16 protein-coding genes are annotated in these 16026 nt (G+C 36.9%); 12 read left to right on the forward strand and 4 right to left on the reverse strand.

Features of this window, described 5'->3' with window-relative positions; genetic code table 11:
* Window positions 1-35 precede the first annotated feature (35 nt).
* On the forward strand, window positions 36-2291 hold the full coding sequence (gene clpA / locus Q0794_RS06425; protein WP_298940921.1) for an ATP-dependent Clp protease ATP-binding subunit ClpA: 2256 nt from the start codon (window positions 36-38) through the stop codon (window positions 2289-2291).
* A 220-nt stretch (window positions 2292-2511) separates the two neighbouring features.
* On the opposite strand, the gene infA is transcribed toward clpA, so the two are convergent.
* Both infA and Q0794_RS06435 read right to left on the reverse strand, forming a co-directional pair.
* Window positions 2512-2730, reverse strand: coding sequence for a translation initiation factor IF-1 (gene infA / locus Q0794_RS06430; protein ID WP_007419779.1), 219 nt, complete (start codon window positions 2728-2730; stop codon window positions 2512-2514).
* Between the two features lie 108 nt (window positions 2731-2838).
* Window positions 2839-3555, reverse strand: coding sequence for an arginyltransferase (locus Q0794_RS06435; protein ID WP_298940922.1), 717 nt, complete (start codon window positions 3553-3555; stop codon window positions 2839-2841).
* A gap of 241 nt (window positions 3556-3796) precedes the next feature.
* Between Q0794_RS06435 and Q0794_RS06440 the strand changes: the two genes are divergently transcribed.
* From Q0794_RS06440 to nqrM, 9 genes are all read left to right on the forward strand, one after another.
* Complete coding sequence (locus Q0794_RS06440; protein WP_170968534.1) at window positions 3797-4111, forward strand: BolA/IbaG family iron-sulfur metabolism protein; 315 nt, start codon at window positions 3797-3799, stop codon at window positions 4109-4111.
* A gap of 255 nt (window positions 4112-4366) precedes the next feature.
* Window positions 4367-5707 carry a Na(+)-translocating NADH-quinone reductase subunit A gene (locus Q0794_RS06445; RefSeq protein ID WP_298940923.1) on the forward strand — a complete coding sequence of 447 codons (1341 nt, stop codon included), beginning with the start codon at window positions 4367-4369 and terminating at the stop codon, window positions 5705-5707.
* 2 nt (window positions 5708-5709) lie between these two features.
* The gene (locus Q0794_RS06450; RefSeq protein WP_298940924.1) at window positions 5710-6915 is read left to right on the forward strand and encodes an NADH:ubiquinone reductase (Na(+)-transporting) subunit B; all 1206 of its coding nucleotides are present in this window, start codon (window positions 5710-5712) and stop codon (window positions 6913-6915) included.
* Window positions 6908-7696, forward strand: coding sequence for a Na(+)-translocating NADH-quinone reductase subunit C (locus Q0794_RS06455; protein WP_298940925.1), 789 nt, complete (start codon window positions 6908-6910; stop codon window positions 7694-7696). The genes Q0794_RS06450 and Q0794_RS06455 overlap by 8 nt, the downstream gene beginning before the upstream one ends.
* Window positions 7689-8321 (forward strand): NADH:ubiquinone reductase (Na(+)-transporting) subunit D, encoded by a 633-nt coding sequence (locus Q0794_RS06460; protein ID WP_025562754.1) that lies wholly within the window; start codon window positions 7689-7691, stop codon window positions 8319-8321. Before Q0794_RS06455 ends, Q0794_RS06460 begins: the two co-directional genes overlap by 8 nt.
* Before the next feature lie 5 nt (window positions 8322-8326).
* Window positions 8327-8935, forward strand: coding sequence for an NADH:ubiquinone reductase (Na(+)-transporting) subunit E (nqrE, locus tag Q0794_RS06465; RefSeq protein WP_298940926.1), 609 nt, complete (start codon window positions 8327-8329; stop codon window positions 8933-8935).
* A gap of 66 nt (window positions 8936-9001) precedes the next feature.
* Entirely contained in the window at window positions 9002-10225 is a 1224-nt protein-coding gene (gene nqrF, locus Q0794_RS06470; protein ID WP_298940927.1) for an NADH:ubiquinone reductase (Na(+)-transporting) subunit F, read from the forward strand.
* Window positions 10226-10230: 5 nt separating this feature from the next.
* Window positions 10231-11262, forward strand: a complete 1032-nt coding sequence (locus Q0794_RS06475; protein WP_298940928.1) for an FAD:protein FMN transferase — start codon at window positions 10231-10233, stop codon at window positions 11260-11262.
* Complete coding sequence (gene nqrM / locus Q0794_RS06480) at window positions 11262-11486, forward strand: (Na+)-NQR maturation NqrM (protein ID WP_298940929.1); 225 nt, start codon at window positions 11262-11264, stop codon at window positions 11484-11486. Before Q0794_RS06475 ends, nqrM begins: the two co-directional genes overlap by 1 nt.
* 37 nt (window positions 11487-11523) lie before the next feature.
* Here nqrM and Q0794_RS06485 read toward each other — a convergent pair whose 3' ends face one another.
* Window positions 11524-11973, reverse strand: coding sequence for a YaiI/YqxD family protein (locus tag Q0794_RS06485; protein WP_298940930.1), 450 nt, complete (start codon window positions 11971-11973; stop codon window positions 11524-11526).
* Window positions 11974-12303: 330 nt separating this feature from the next.
* On the opposite strand from Q0794_RS06485, the gene Q0794_RS06490 reads away from it, so the two are divergent.
* The gene (locus Q0794_RS06490; RefSeq protein ID WP_019613006.1) at window positions 12304-12510 is read left to right on the forward strand and encodes a cold-shock protein; all 207 of its coding nucleotides are present in this window, start codon (window positions 12304-12306) and stop codon (window positions 12508-12510) included.
* Between the two features lie 508 nt (window positions 12511-13018).
* Here Q0794_RS06490 and Q0794_RS06495 read toward each other — a convergent pair.
* Window positions 13019-14620: an ATP-binding protein gene (locus Q0794_RS06495; protein WP_298940931.1), complete on the reverse strand. Its 1602-nt coding sequence runs from the start codon at window positions 14618-14620 to the stop codon at window positions 13019-13021.
* A gap of 114 nt (window positions 14621-14734) precedes the next feature.
* Between Q0794_RS06495 and Q0794_RS06500 the strand changes: the two genes are divergently transcribed.
* On the forward strand, window positions 14735-15961 hold the full coding sequence (locus Q0794_RS06500; RefSeq protein WP_298940932.1) for a cystathionine gamma-synthase family protein: 1227 nt from the start codon (window positions 14735-14737) through the stop codon (window positions 15959-15961).
* Window positions 15962-16026: the final 65 nt, after the last annotated feature.

Below are 16026 nucleotides of genomic sequence, written 5' to 3' on the forward strand. Positions count from 1 at the left end.
ACGTGATTTTATTTTTACTCTCATAAGGAGTCTCCATGCTAGATAAACCTTTAGAACATAGCCTTGATTTAGCCTTCCGCATTGCCTACGAAAAAAGCAATGAATTTATGACATTAGAACATTTGTTATTAGCATTGTTAGAAAACGATGAAATAAAGAAAATTCTTTTGGCTTGCTCTGTGGATATCGTGTCTTTACATATTGAATTAAGTGAATTCTTGGACACCAACCCAAGCCTTAGTGATATTCAAAATGAGAAGTTAGAAGTACAGCCTACCATTGCCTTTGAGCGTGTTTTACAGCGTGCTATTTTTCATGTCCAATCATCAGGTAAAACAGAAGTTAGCGCATCAAATGTGCTGGTGGCTATTTTTAGTGAACAAGAATCACAAGCCGCTTACTTTTTGAAAAAATCTAGTTTGTCACGTTTGGATGTCGTTAATTATATTTCTCATGGTATGGAAAAACATCCTGACTCGATTACTTTTCATGAACAAGAACCTGTTGAAGCTGCTGCGGAAGAAAGTGATGAAATGCCATTCACTGTTAACCTTAACGAACAGGTTATCGCAGGTAAAATCGATCCATTAATTGGACGAGAAAAAGAGCTTGAACGTTGTGTACAAATCCTATGTCGTCGTCGTAAAAATAACCCTCTACTAGTCGGGGAGTCTGGTGTTGGTAAAACCGCTATTGCTGAAGGGTTAGCTTACCAAATTGTTAATAACAATGTACCCGATGTGATTGAAGATAATATTATCTACTCTCTTGATATGGGCGCGTTATTAGCAGGCACAAAATACCGCGGTGAGTTCGAACAACGTTTTAAAACCGTATTGAACAAATTAAAAGAACAGAAAAATGCGATTTTATTTATTGATGAAATCCATACTATTATCGGTGCTGGTGCTGCAACGGGCGGCCAGTTAGACGCCGCTAATTTATTGAAACCATTATTAACAGGTGGTGAATTAAGATGTATTGGTTCGACTACTTATAAAGAATTCGGCCAAATCTTTGAGAAAGAACATGCCTTAGCGCGACGTTTCCAAAAAATTGATGTACTGGAACCTTCAGTAAAAGAAACAAGCCAGATTCTTTTAGGTTTACGTTCTCGTTATGAAGAACATCATAATATTCGTTATACCAATAAAGCCTTGGTTGCTGCGGCTGAGTTAAGTGCTAAATATATTAATGATCGTCATTTGCCAGATAAAGCGATTGATGTGATTGATGAAGCCGGTTCACAAATGCGTTTATTACCTGCTAGTAAACGTAAGAAAACCATTGGTGTGTCTGAGATCGAGAGCATTATTGCTAAAATTGCACGTATTCCTGAGAAGTCAGTGTCTAATACGGACAAAGATGCATTAGCTAAATTACATCAGCGTTTGAAAATGACGGTATTTGGTCAAGATTCTGCTATTGATGCGTTAACGGATGCAATACATCTAAATCGCTCAGGACTATCTGATGAACTAAAACCTGTTGGATCATTCTTGTTTGCTGGTCCGACTGGTGTCGGTAAAACGGAAGTGACTCAGCAGTTAGCAAAAGCATTAGGTGTGGAGTTATTACGTTTTGATATGTCGGAATACATGGAAAAACATACGGTTTCTCGTTTAATTGGTGCACCACCTGGTTATGTCGGTTACGAACAGGCTGGCTTGTTAACGGATGCTGTTGTTAAGCATCCATATTCTGTTGTTCTGTTAGATGAAATCGAAAAAGCACATTCTGATGTTTATAATATTTTATTACAGGTAATGGATCACGCAACATTAACTGATAGCAATGGTCGTAAAGTTGACTTCAGAAATGTTATTTTAGTGATGACAACTAATGCAGGTGTGCAAGAAACGGTAAAACAAAGTATCGGCTTTAAAGAGCAAAAAGAAGGGGCTAAAGCGATGGATGAGATTAATAAAATATTCTCTCCTGAATTTAGAAACCGTCTAGATAATATTATTTGGTTTAATCATTTAGATTTAAAAGTGATTAGCCAAGTGGTCGATAAATTTATTGTGCAGTTACAAGTGCAGCTAGATAAAAAACAAGTGTCATTAGAAGTCGATAGTAAAGCACGAGATTGGTTAGCTGAACATGGTTATGATAAAGCAATGGGCGCTCGACCAATGGGACGATTGATTCAAGAGAAACTAAAAAAACCATTAGCAAATGAAATATTATTTGGCGGTTTACAAAATGGTGGAAGCGTTAGTGTGCTATTGAACTCAACTGGCGATGGTATTGAGTTTAAATATGAGAAAAAATTAGAAATGAGTCGTTAGTATGTAGCTCTATTAAAAGGGCCATGTTCTAGGTTTGAAACTCTTGATTTAAAGCTTCAAGTTCTATAGTTAAACATAGTGCTAAAGCTTTATATAAAATGGTTTGATATCAAACGACGTTACTTTTAATAAAATACCCTAAAAAATGGGCATAAAAAAACCAGCTTAGTTGCTGGTTTTTTTATGGCTAATAAAAGCCGAATTTTTTGTTACCGGCTAATTAACGAGCACGGAAAACAATACGACCTTTTGATAAATCGTAAGGTGTAAGCTGAACTGTCACTTTATCGCCAGTTAGAATACGGATATAGTTTTTACGCATTTTTCCTGAGATATGTGCAGTAACAACGTGACCGTTTTCTAATTCCACACGGAACATTGTATTAGGCAACGTATCTAAGATAGTGCCTTGCATTTCAATACTGTCTTCTTTTGCCATTGGCGATGGATCCTTTGTATAGGTAAGTAGTGCTAGTTTCAATCGGCGCATAATGCCAGAATAATTGGAAGTGGTAAAGGATTGTTGCTCATTAATCAAACTAAAAAGCTAATCAAATGCCGCCCATTGCTGGTTTATAAAGCGTTGATGTGGGTTAAATTGGTTTTTGTAATTCATTTTTTGACAATTATGAATGTAATAACCTAAATATAAAAATTCTATTTTTTCTTGTTTAGCTAAATGAAGCTGCTGTAAAACGGCATATTTCCCTAATGAATGAGCATTGTAATCGGGGTCATAAAAGCAATAAAAAGCACTCCAAGCTGATGATGTCTCGGTTTTTAACTGATCAGTGACACTAACAGATATTAATTTCTCATTATCATACACTTCGATAAAAATAATGTCGCCCCAGCTACAAGCAATAAACGACTCGAATTGTTCTAAGCGAGCAGGGTACATGACGCCATCTTTATGTATTTGGTTAATGTAACGTTCATAAAGCGAGTAATAGTTAGTTTTAGCTATTGTACTTTTTACTGTCGTAAAATGTTTATTTTTATTTAATAGACGCTTTTGACTTTTAGATAAATTAAAATGTTCGCTATTAATACGTAATGACTCACAACTATTACAATCAGGACAATGCGGGCGATACACTTGATCGCCACTGCGTCTGAATCCAATCGACATTAATGCAGGATAATGTTTTTGTGCATTATTCTCAGGATCGACTAACATGATTAATTGTTCTTCTTTATCTGCTAAATAAGAACAAGGGAAAGCCGCCGTGAGGCCAACACTCAACTCAGATGAATTAGACACGAATAACCTTTTTATGAATAAAATTTATATTATTTATTTTTTTTGATGTTTATTGTTGAATGGAAACAATCTTTAAAAGAGTGTATCGTAAAAAGCATTGCTTTGTTATTGTAAACAAAAATTAATAACCACTGTATTAAGTCTTCTCTTTCAGTGTCAGGTTATCGGTTATTAGCTGACAGCTTTTAATGTCGTATAACCACTTTTTTGATTATTTATCCCTATCTTAATTTGAGGCAATATGATTGTTCAACAAACTATCCAAGATAAACTAAAGCAACGTTTTAAAACTGACTTTTTAACGGTCGAAAATGAAAGTCATAACCATTCTGTCCCTGCAAATTCTGAAACACATTTTAAAGTGACAGTTGTTTGTGATGAGTTCGAAGGCTTACGTTTAATTATGCGCCATCGTTTAATTAATGATTTACTTGCTGAAGAGCTCGCTGGTCCTGTACATGCATTAGCTATGCATACTTATACACCAACTCAATGGGCTGAGAAAAATCAGATTTCCCCTGATTCAGCGAAATGTTTAGGTGGTGGTAAAGGTTAGTTTTTTTAGAGGGAAAGATGCAGAGTATTTAAAATGTTAATTACATTTGTGAACTTTGTTTTATTTTTTATTAAATTTGAACTTACTTCGGTTAGCTTTTCATTTGATATAGCAATTAACCCCTCTCTAATGTTAATATTTGTCAGAATTTTTTAGTGTACATGTTAATTAATTGTTAATAGCAATTTATTACATGCAATGTTTTATTGCCGTAAGGCATTTAACTTTCCTCCCGTAACTATAGTGCAAGAGAATATGATTACTATAAAAAAAGGACTGGATCTCCCCATCTCAGGAGCGCCAGAGCAAGTCATTCAAAATGGTCCCGCCATTTCTGAAGTTGCTATACTGGGTGAAGAATACGTTGGAATGCGTCCATCAATGGCTGTTAAAGTCGGCGATAGCGTAAAAAAAGGCCAAGTTCTATTTTCTGATAAGAAAAATGAAGGTGTGCATTTTACCGCTCCAGCGACTGGTGTAGTTAAAGAAATAAACCGTGGTGCTAAACGTGTGCTGCAATCAGTTGTTATCTCAGTGCAAGGCAATGAAAGTGTGCAATTTGCTAAGTATGAGAGTAAACAATTAGCAAGCCTTGAGCGAAGCAAAGTTGTTGAAAACTTGCTTGAATCAGGTGCCTGGACTGCATTACGTACGCGTCCATTTAGTAAAGTACCTGCAATTGATGCAAACCCCGCTTCTATTTTTGTAACAGCGATGGATACAAACCCATTAGCGGCAGATGCGAAGGTTATCATCAATGAAAATAAGCAAGCTTTTACTGATGGATTAGCCGTGCTATCACAGCTAACTGAAGGTAAAGTTTATGTCTGTAAAGGACAAGCTGCATTACCTACTTCAGATTTAGCAAGTGTTGAAGAAAAAATCTTCGTAGGTATCCATCCTGCTGGTTTGGCGGGTACACATATTCACTTTACTGATCCTGTTTCTGCAACGAAACAAGTTTGGTCGATTAATTACCAAGATGTGATTGCATTCGGTCAATTATTTACGACGGGTGAAGTGTATAACGATAAAGTGATTTCTATCGCAGGACCTGCTGTTTCAAAACCGCGTTTAGTGCGTACTAAAATCGGTGCTTCAATCACACAGTTAACCGCTGGTGAGTTAATCGCAGGACAAGTTCGTGTGATTTCTGGATCAGTATTATGTGGTGTAACGGCTTCAGGCCCACACGCATTTTTAGGGCGATACCATAATCAAGTATCTGCGCTAATTGAAGGTTACGAGAAAGAGTTATTTGGTTGGGGTGCACCTGGCTTAAACAAACACTCTGTTTCTCGCGCATTCTTATCTGCGCTAAACAGTGCTAAAAAGTTTGCATTCACTACGACTACTGGTGGTAGTAAGCGTGCGATGGTGCCAATCGGTCAATATGAACGCGTTATGCCATTAGATATTTTGCCAACTATATTATTACGTGATTTGATCGTAGGTGATACAGATGGTGCACAAACGTTAGGTTGCCTAGAATTAGACGAAGAAGATTTAGCACTATGTACTTATGCTTGCCCTGGCAAATATGAATACGGTTCAATCTTGCGCGAATGTCTAAGTAAAATTGAGAAGGAAGGCTAATAATGAGTCTTAAGAACTTAATTGAAAAAATGGAACCGCACTTCGAATCAGGGGGCCGTTATGAAAAATGGTATGCTCTGTATGAAGCTGCTGCGACATTTTTCTATACTCCTGGTTATGTGACCAAAGGAATTACTCACGTTCGCGATAGTATTGACCTTAAACGCATGATGATTTTTGTTTGGTTAGCAACGTTCCCAGCTATGTTTTACGGTATGTATAACACGGGTGTACAAGCTAATGATGCAATCGTTGCAGGTTATTCTGCATTAGAAGATTGGCGTGTTGCGTTACTAGACATGTTAGGTGTAACGCTAGGCTCAGGTGCAGGTATCTTTGATAACTTGTTATTTGGTGCTGCTTACTTCTTACCTATCTATGCAGTGACTTTTGTTGTTGGTGGTTTCTGGGAAGTATTGTTTGCGAGTGTACGTAAACATGAAGTAAACGAAGGTTTCTTTGTTTCTTCTGTACTGTTCGCATTAATCGTACCGGCTACTATTCCTCTATGGCAAGTTGCTTTAGGTATTACGTTTGGTGTTGTTGTCGCTAAAGAAATCTTTGGTGGTACTGGTCGTAACTTCTTAAACCCTGCATTAGCTGGCCGTGCTTTCTTATTCTTTGCTTACCCGACTGATATTTCTGGTGATGCTGTTTGGACTGCCGTTGATGGTTTTTCTGGCGCAACATCGTTAAGTGTTATGTCTCAAGGTGGCCTAGAAGCTGTACAAGCTAACTTATCTTGGTTCGATGCTTTCATTGGTAACATGCAAGGTAGTGTTGGTGAAGTTTCTACATTGGCTATTTTGATTGGTGGTGCCTTTATTGTTATTACGGGAATCGCTTCATGGCGAATTATTGCCGGTGTAATGATTGGTATGGTTGCAACATCGTTACTATTTAATGTGATTGGTAGTGATACTAACCATATGTTCCAACTACCTTGGTATTGGCATTTAGTGATGGGTGGTTTTGCCTTTGGTATGATCTTCATGGCAACTGACCCCGTATCTGCTGCATTTACTAACAAAGGTAAATGGTATTACGGTGGTTTGATCGGTTTGATGGTGGTATTAATTCGTGTTGTGAATCCTGCTTTCCCTGAAGGTATGATGTTAGCTATTTTATTCGCTAACTTATTTGCACCGTTATTCGATTACTTTGTGGTACAAGGGAATATTAAACGGAGGTTAGCGCGTAATGTCTAATCAACAGGAAACATTCGGCAAAACAATGATTGTGGTACTGGCGGTTTGTCTAGTCTGTTCAATCATTGTTGCAGGCGCAGCCGTTGGCTTGCGTCCAATGCAAATTGCTAATAAAGAAATTGATAAGCAAAGTAACATTCTTGCTGTTGCAGGCTTAACGACTGATAAAACAACGGCAGAGGTGTTTGCATCTAACATTCAAACTAAATTAGTTGATTTAGATACGGGTGAATTTGTAACTAACCTTAGCGAAAGCGAAGTTGCTAAATACGATCAACGTAAAGCGTCTAAAGATCCAGAAACAAGTGTTAAATTAACAGCTGAGCAAAACGTCGCTAAAATTGGACGTCGTGCTAACTTAGCAACGGTTTACTTAGTCTCTGATGATAACGGCGAATTACAACGTATCATCTTGCCTATTCATGGTGCAGGTTTATGGTCAACAATGTATGCATTTGTTGCTGTACAACCAGATGGTAATACGATTGATGCGATTACTTACTATGAGCAAGGTGAAACACCTGGACTAGGTGGTGAAGTTGAAAATCCTCGCTGGCGTGGACTGTTTGTTGGTAAAGAGTTATTTGATGCTGACGGCAACCCTGCTATTAAAATTGTTAAAGGACAAGCTACTGCTGGTTCTAAACATGAAATTGATGGTCTATCTGGCGCAACACTAACAAGTGTTGGTGTAGAGCATACCTTCACTTTCTGGTTAGGTGAGCAAGGGTTTGGTCCATTTCTTAGCAAAGTTCGTGAAGGAGCGCTAAACAATGGCTAAATCAAGTGAATTAAAAGAAGTATTAACTTCTCCGGTAGTTAGCAATAACCCAATTGCGCTGCAAATTTTAGGAGTTTGTTCTGCATTAGCAGTAACAGCAACACTACAAAATGCAGTGGTAATGACGTTAGCGGTGTTGTTTGTTACAGCTTTCTCTAACTTATTTATTTCGTCAATACGTAACTATATTCCTAACAGCGTACGTATCATCGTACAGATGGCTATTATTGCTTCGTTAGTAATCGTAGTAGACCAAGCACTAAAAGCCTTTGCTTTTGGTATCTCTAAACAGTTATCTGTTTATGTTGGTCTGATCATTACAAACTGTATTGTAATGGGACGTGCTGAAGCATTTGCAATGAAAAACAAACCTTTCCCAAGTTTTATGGATGGTATAGGTAATGGTTTAGGTTACGGTCTAATACTTGTTTTAGTGGGTGCTGTTCGTGAGTTGTTTGGTTCAGGTGCTTTATTCGGCATTGAAATCTTACCGTTGATCTCAAATGGCGGTTGGTACCAAAGTAATGGTTTATTGTTACTTCCTCCTAGTGCCTTCTTTATTATTGGTGGCGTTATCTGGGCAATTCGAACAATTAGACCAGAACAAGTCGAGCCTAAGGAGTAATTTGAATGGAACATTATCTTAGTTTATTTGTGCGTTCTATTTTCATTGAAAATATGGCACTGGCTTTCTTCTTAGGCATGTGTACTTTCCTTGCTGTTTCTAAGAAAGTTAAAACATCAATGGGTCTAGGTGTGGCGGTGATCGTGGTATTAGGTATTTCAGTACCTGCTAACCAAATTATCTACTTCAACCTATTAGCACCTGGTGCGCTTGATTGGGCAGGTTTTCCTGACGCTGATTTAAGCTTTTTAGGCTTTATCACTTTTATCGGTGTTATTGCTGCGTTGGTACAAATTTTGGAAATGATATTAGATAAATACTTTCCTGCTTTGTATCAAGCACTTGGTATATTCCTACCGCTTATTACCGTTAACTGTGCCATCTTTGGTGGTGTATCATTTATGGTTCAACGTGAGTACAACTTACTTGAGTCAGCGGTTTACGGTGTAGGTAGTGGTATTGGCTGGACGCTAGCGATTGTTGCATTAGCGGGTATCCGTGAAAAAATGAAATACTCTGACGTGCCAGATGGTTTGCGTGGTTTAGGTATTACGTTTGTTACAGCGGGTCTAATGGCATTAGGTTTTATGTCGTTTTCTGGTATCCAACTGTAATCGTTGCTGTTTTAGCGTAGATGAATTCGGGGGAATTTATTCCCTCTCAAAACAAGGAAAAAGTCGATGGAAATCTTTCTCGGCGTTGCCATGTTTACAATTATCGTTTTAGCATTAGTCGTTATTATTTTATCGGCAAAAGCAAAACTTGTAAGCACGGGTGATATTACAATTTCTATTAATGATGATGCAGACAAAAGCATCAATACCCAAGCAGGCGGGAAGTTATTAGGTGCATTAGCGAATGCTGGTGTATTTGTTTCTTCTGCATGTGGCGGTGGTGGTACTTGTGGCCAGTGTCGTGTGAAAATTAAATCAGGTGGTGGTGATATTTTACCAACTGAATTAGATCACATTACTAAACGTGAAGCTAAAGAAGGCGAGCGTTTATCATGTCAGGTTAATGTTAAAGAAGACATGGTGATTGAACTACCTGAAGAGATCTTCGGTGTTAAAAAATGGGAATGTGAAGTTATCTCTAATGGTAACGAAGCTACTTTCATTAAAGAATTGAAACTACAAATCCCTGACGGCGAATCAGTGCCGTTTAAAGCGGGTGGTTACATTCAAATTGAAGCACCAGCACATCATATCAAATATAAAGATTTTGATATTGAAGAGCAGTATCGTGGTGATTGGAATCACTTTAAATTCTTTGATTTAGAGTCAAAAGTGGACGAAGAAACTATTCGTGCATACTCAATGGCGAACTACCCTGGTGAAGAAGGCATTATCATGTTGAACGTGCGTATTGCTACGCCGCCTCCACGTGATTTGTCTCTACCATGTGGTAAAATGTCATCGTTTATCTTTAGCCTAAAACCAGGCGATAAAGTGACTATTTCTGGTCCATTTGGTGAGTTCTTTGCTAAAGAAACTGAAAATGAAATGGTCTTCGTTGGTGGTGGTGCTGGTATGGCGCCAATGCGTTCACATATCTTCGATCAATTCCGTCGTTTGAAGACTAGCCGTAAAGCTAGTTTCTGGTACGGTGCGCGATCTAAACGTGAAATGTTCTATGTTGAAGATTTTGATGCGATTGCAGCTGAAAATGAAAACTTCGAATGGCATGTTGCACTAAGTGATCCGCAACCTGAAGATGATTGGGATGGTTACACTGGGTTTATTCATAACGTACTGTTTGAAAATTATCTTAAAGATCATGAAGCTCCAGAAGATTGTGAGTTCTACATGTGTGGTCCTCCAGTAATGAATGCAGCGGTGATTGCTATGCTTAAAGACTTAGGCGTAGAAGACGAAAATATCTTACTTGATGATTTCGGCGGTTAACCCTGATGATTAAGTCATCAATTAAATGGCTAGCCTTAATAGGGCTAGCCTTTTTTATTTCATCGTGCACCAAACCTGAAGCAGAGTTATTACAAATTCAGGGACAAACCATGGGGACTTATTATCAGGTTACTTATGTGCTGTCAGGTGAACAGTCTAAAAACAAAGATCTATCGGTCGAATCATTACAAGTTCTCATTGATCAAGAATTAGAATTAGTTAACGACCAAATGTCTACTTACCGTCCAAATTCTGAATTATCTTTGTTTAATAAAAGTAAAGATTCTTTAGTGGTCTCTGATGCCACTATTAAGGTGGTTACAAAAGCACTTGAAGTCTATCAGCAAAGCGGTGGTGCTTTCGATATAACGGTTGGCCCATTGGTTAATCTATGGGGATTTGGTCCAGATAAAAAACCAAATAAAATACCTGATGCTGCATTAATTGAAAGTACTAAGCAACGTATTGGCAGTCAATATTTGTCGGTCGAAGGTAATCGTTTAATTAAAACCAAACCTGAGTTATATGTCGATTTATCTTCTATTGCAAAAGGCTATGGTGTTGATGTTATTGCTGACTTCTTAAAACAGAAAGGCATCGCAAACTACTTAGTCGATATTGGTGGTGAGCTGAGTGCCAATGGTGCTAAGCTGAATAATACGCCTTGGACATTAGCAATAGAAAGACCTGAGTTTGGTCAAAATGTACAACGTTTATTGCATATTGGTAATAATGCCATTGCTACGTCAGGTGATTATCGTAATTATTTTGAGTCTGATGGTATACGTTATTCTCATACGATTGATCCACAGACAGGGCGTCCAATCAACCATAAGCTAGTTTCAGTTACGGTCATTGATGAAAGTAGTATGGTTGCAGATGCATTAGCGACTGCAATTACTGTATTAGGACCTGAAAATGGGTTAAAATTAGCCACTAAGCTTAAACAACCGGTTTTTTTATTGACCAAGAAAGATGATGGGTTCGTTGAATCTTTCACTCCTGAGTTTGAAGAATTTTTTGCAGAGGAAAAGTGATGATCTATTTTATAGCTACTTTTGTTGTTTTCTTATTAGTTGTTGTTGCAATGGCTATCGGTTACATCGTTAACCAAAAAACCATCGGCGGTAGTTGTGGTGGACTTGCCTCAGTAGGAATAGACAAAGAATGTGATTGCCCAGATCCTTGTGATACTCGCAAGAAAAAAGAAGCTGAAGAAGCGCGTTTACAGAAGCTACAAGCTGAAACACGAATTATATAACTTCATGCCAGCTAGTAACCAAAGGTAGGCTTAAAGCCTACCTTTTTGCTTTCTGTAGCCACTTATCTAAAGAGTTTGCAAAGTTTTGCTTATCTTTATCGGAAAACTTATTCGGTCCACCACTGATTTGTCCTACACTTCGTAATTCTTCTGCTAAATTTCGCATTGCTAAACGTTGTCTTACATTGTCTGCTGTATATAACTCTCCGCGAGGATTAAGTGCAATGACTCCTTTCTCAACAAGTTCAGCAGCAAGTGGAATGTCTTGTGTAATAACAAGGTCTGTTAATTCAACATGTTGGCTAATATAGTTATCAGCCACATCAAATCCTTGAGATACCTGAACTGTTTTAACAAGTGCTGTTCTTTTGACCGGAAGAGGGGAGTTAGCCACAAAAACAAGTTCTGTTTTTGTTCTCATACTTGCTCTTAAAACCATCTCTCTTACTGCTACAGGACAAGCATCCGCATCTATCCAAATCTTCATATTAACCTCATCATTTTAAAGTCTAAATATAACAAAAAACAACTTATTTATTAATCATTAAATTAAAATTATATTTTAAGTTGCTGATTAATAGTAAGTTATTTTAAACTTACTAATATATTTAACATTTTTTTTATATTTAAGTTAAATAGGTATTGACACCTTTTTAAACCTATATATAATATTTTTTAGCTTGAAAGTTCGTTTTATATTTATGTACTTTGTTCCGTATTAATGTACCGAATCCTATACATCATAAGTAATAGCAACACTTCTAGCCAACTGCCTTAATTTTTAAGGTTAATTACTCAAATTTATTAGGATATAAACATGTCTACTACTACTGGTACAGTTAAATGGTTCAACGAATCTAAAGGTTTTGGTTTCATCGAGCAAGAAAACGGTCCTGACGTTTTCGCACATTTCTCTGCTATCGCAAGCACTGGTTTTAAAACTCTTGCTGAAGGCCAAAAAGTACAGTTTACTGTTACTCAAGGTCAAAAAGGTCCTCAAGCAGAAAACATCGTAGCTCTTTAATATTGCTTCGATGAGCATTTATTGCTCATTCTGATTGAAAAAAAGGTAGGTTACTGACTTGCCTTTTTTTATACCTGAAAGAAAATTTAAATGTATTTATTGCAAGTTACCTCCACAGTTAAAGCTTCAATGTTAAACCTACACATTAATACAAAACTTTTATTACCTCTATGACAGTTCTATACACATCACACTAACTAGCTGATCTATTCTGCTTGTTAAAATCATTTATTGTTTCGTTGTCAATATCGTAAAGAGAACAATCATTAAAGAATTAATATCTATTGTTTCATTCTCAGCAAGACGATTAATGAAGTTGATCTTCAAAAGGCTTCAATTTACGCCTTAAACTAAGTCATTTTTCCTGCGCAAAATTTAGAACACTTATTTAATATAATCGGTATTAGTAAATTGTATGCGGCTAATTAAGCCTCTGTATATAGTCAATTTGCTATGGATGTTAAATATACACAAAGGCCCAAGATTATTAAGTGTAGATGAGAAAAGCTTAAATACGCGCTACTGTACGCCTCTCAAAGGGGAGTATTACTGTAAATATACTGCCATGACCAATCTCACTAGAGACTTTAATTTCACCTTTGTGCTGATGAATAATAGAATAGCTAATAGATAAACCTAACCCTGTCCCTTTACCCAACGGTTTAGTGGTATAAAAAGGTGTAAAAATGTCATTAACTTTGTTTGGATCTATACCTGTCCCAGAGTCTGAGACCTGAATATATAAATTATGATCTTGTACGTGCGCTTTAAAGAAGACGACTTTATTCTCAGAGGTTTCTACTGAATCTCGCGCGTTAATTAAGAGGTTAATGAGTACTTGTTCTATTTGTGTTTTATTACAAAATAAAGATGGAAGAGAAGGAGGAATCACTTGTCTTAATTCAACTTGATCTTGTTTATATTGGTTCATTACGATTGAAATGACATTTTTGAAAATATCATTTGGCTCTTCTTGTTGGTAATTATCAAGTTCACTATCTCGTCCAAAACTGCCCACTTGTTTAACAATTCTTTCGATGCGTTCACTTTGAGTTATGATGGCTTTAAAGCTATTTTCTACTAAATGGTAGTTTCCGTTATTAATATTATCCATGCACATATCGGTATGAATACAAATAACTTGTAGTGGTTGGTTTATCTCATGTGCAATACCCGCTGCAATTTCCCCCAATGAAGCTAACTTATTAGATTGAATGAGCTTAGCTTGACTACTTTTACATTCATCATCGACGCGTTTTAGTTGGTCATTATTGTCGATATCTTTTTTATACAAAACGATATTTAAAGTTAATAGTTTGACAGAGATAGCGGCAAGAAAAGAAATTAAAATAGTTAAAATGATAAATAAATTTTTTTCATGAGGCGAAGTTTCTGACCAAATCATTAACTCCCAATCTTGGCCATAGATAGCTAAAGTAAATTGCTCTGTTATTTTATTAATATGCAATTTTTCAGGTAAAAAACTAAACAGAGGAATACCATTTTCAGATAACGAAAAATGACTGGTTATTTGATAGGTATCGAGCTTGTTACGTAATAATTTATCGATATTTAAAGGGGCTTCAACATAAGCCACCAATATGTTGTCTATGATAATTGGGAATTGTAAATTTAATTCCATTTCCAATTCATTATCTGGTGAGTAAGACGCACGGCTAGCATAAACAAAGCTAGAAATAACCTCATCTCTATCCATTGGTAAATGATGACGGGCACGTAACTGTCTTTTTCTTTCGATATCACTGTGCGATTTTATTAAGGCATTATTAGGTAAATCAAACTGTATTTCTTCTATCAAAGGAAATAACTTTATTGTTTTTATAAATTGATTGATACGCATTAATGCATTGGTATCGCTTTGCCAGTTTTTATTAATATCATCAATAGACTGCCAACGATTAACTAATAACTGGATTTGTTCTGCGTTACTTTCGATGCTATGCCTAATATTAAAACTGATCGTTTTACCTTCGGTCTTAATCTGTTCTTGCTGCAGTGCTTTTTCTTCTTGTGTTAATTGAACTGAAATTAAATATGACACTGTTAATCCAATTGCAAAAACTAAAACACTATAAATATTTGATTTCAATTTATTTCCTTAATACACCTAATGCTAAATCCTTCTAGATTAGGCATAATACGTTAAATTGACGACATTTTAGATCAAAGCGATCATTATTGAGAATAAAAGCAGGGAATTTAAATGACAGCGTTAGGTTTTACCACAAAAATAGTGCATTCAGATCATAAACTCGGTTTAGAAGCGGGTGCTGTCCATGCACCAATTCATAATTCAGTACCATTTGGCTTCGAAGATGTACAAGGTCTGATTGATGTCTTTCAAGGTCAGCCAGGGCATGCTTACGCACGTTCTTCAACACCTACTTTAGATGCATTATGTAAAAAAATTCAAAAAATAGATAACGGGATCGCAACAGCTGTTTTTTCTTGCGGTATGTCGGCTATCGTGGCCACTTTTTTAACGCTTTTAAAGTCTGGTGACCATCTTATTTGTAGCCGATTCTTGTTCGGTAATACAACCTCACTTTTAGGAACGTTACAAGGCTATGGTATTGACGTAACACTCGTTGATGCGACTGACATTGATGACGTTACCGCTGCGCTTAATAGCAAAACCAAAATGGTCTTTGTAGAAACTATCGCAAACCCAGTAACACAAGTGAGTGCGTTAGCTGAAATTGGTGATTTCTGTGAAGCAGAAAACCTTGTGTATGTTATTGATAACACAATTACATCAAGCTATTTATTTGATGCTAATAAAGTTAAAGCAAGCTTAATTGTGACTTCATTATCTAAATATGTTGCTGGTCATGGTAACGCGATGGGAGGTTCTGTTACTGATACAGGTTTCTTTGATTGGGAGACCTATCCAAATATCTTCCCGGCTTATCGTAAAGGCGATAGTAATTTATGGGGTATTAGCCAAATTAAGAAAAAAGGCTTACGCGACATGGGGGCTTGTTTAAGCTCACAAGGCGCACACCTTATTTCAGTTGGTAGCGAAACAATGGAACTGCGTATGGATCGCCAAGCGATAAATACAATGGCTTTAGCGGAGCTGTTACAAGCACACCCTAAGGTGGCTAAAGTTTATTATCCTGGTTTAGTAGACCACCCACAACATGAGCGTGCTAAAGAACTATTTAATGGCTTTGGAGCTCTGTTGAGTTTTGATCTAATTGAAGGGATTGATTGTTGTGAATTTTTAAATAAATTAAATCTAGTGATCAGCGCGACACACTTAGGTGATAACCGTACGTTAGCATTGCCTGTTGCACCTACGATTTATTATGAAATGGGCTTAGAATTACGCCAAGAAATGGGGATTAGCGAAAATATGATCCGTTGTTCAATTGGTATCGAAAACACTGCTGATTTGATTGCAGATTTCGAGCAAGCCTTAGCTTAATGTTAAGGATTAGAGAAAGGGGCTAAAGCCTCTTTTTCTTTATCATAATGTATAAATATCTCACT

Source organism: uncultured Psychromonas sp., from assembly GCF_947489755.1.
Taxonomy (GTDB): Bacteria; Pseudomonadota; Gammaproteobacteria; order Enterobacterales; family Psychromonadaceae; genus Psychromonas.

What these genes read in the sequence shown, in the direction of transcription:
- Q0794_RS06445 (WP_298940923.1), top strand. Translation starts at nt 4,367, where the DNA reads ATGATTACTATAAAAAAAGGACTGGATCTCCCCATCTCAGGAGCGCCA.
- nqrF (WP_298940927.1), top strand. Translation starts at nt 9,002, where the DNA reads ATGGAAATCTTTCTCGGCGTTGCCATGTTTACAATTATCGTTTTAGCA.
- Q0794_RS06440 (WP_170968534.1), top strand. Translation starts at nt 3,797, where the DNA reads ATGATTGTTCAACAAACTATCCAAGATAAACTAAAGCAACGTTTTAAA.
- Q0794_RS06490 (WP_019613006.1), top strand. Translation starts at nt 12,304, where the DNA reads ATGTCTACTACTACTGGTACAGTTAAATGGTTCAACGAATCTAAAGGT.
- Q0794_RS06450 (WP_298940924.1), top strand. Translation starts at nt 5,710, where the DNA reads ATGAGTCTTAAGAACTTAATTGAAAAAATGGAACCGCACTTCGAATCA.
- clpA (WP_298940921.1), top strand. Translation starts at nt 36, where the DNA reads ATGCTAGATAAACCTTTAGAACATAGCCTTGATTTAGCCTTCCGCATT.
- Q0794_RS06485 (WP_298940930.1), bottom strand. Translation starts at nt 11,973, where the DNA reads ATGAAGATTTGGATAGATGCGGATGCTTGTCCTGTAGCAGTAAGAGAG.
- infA (WP_007419779.1), bottom strand. Translation starts at nt 2,730, where the DNA reads ATGGCAAAAGAAGACAGTATTGAAATGCAAGGCACTATCTTAGATACG.
- Q0794_RS06455 (WP_298940925.1), top strand. Translation starts at nt 6,908, where the DNA reads ATGTCTAATCAACAGGAAACATTCGGCAAAACAATGATTGTGGTACTG.
- Q0794_RS06475 (WP_298940928.1), top strand. Translation starts at nt 10,231, where the DNA reads ATGATTAAGTCATCAATTAAATGGCTAGCCTTAATAGGGCTAGCCTTT.
- nqrE (WP_298940926.1), top strand. Translation starts at nt 8,327, where the DNA reads ATGGAACATTATCTTAGTTTATTTGTGCGTTCTATTTTCATTGAAAAT.
- nqrM (WP_298940929.1), top strand. Translation starts at nt 11,262, where the DNA reads ATGATCTATTTTATAGCTACTTTTGTTGTTTTCTTATTAGTTGTTGTT.
- Q0794_RS06460 (WP_025562754.1), top strand. Translation starts at nt 7,689, where the DNA reads ATGGCTAAATCAAGTGAATTAAAAGAAGTATTAACTTCTCCGGTAGTT.
- Q0794_RS06500 (WP_298940932.1), top strand. Translation starts at nt 14,735, where the DNA reads ATGACAGCGTTAGGTTTTACCACAAAAATAGTGCATTCAGATCATAAA.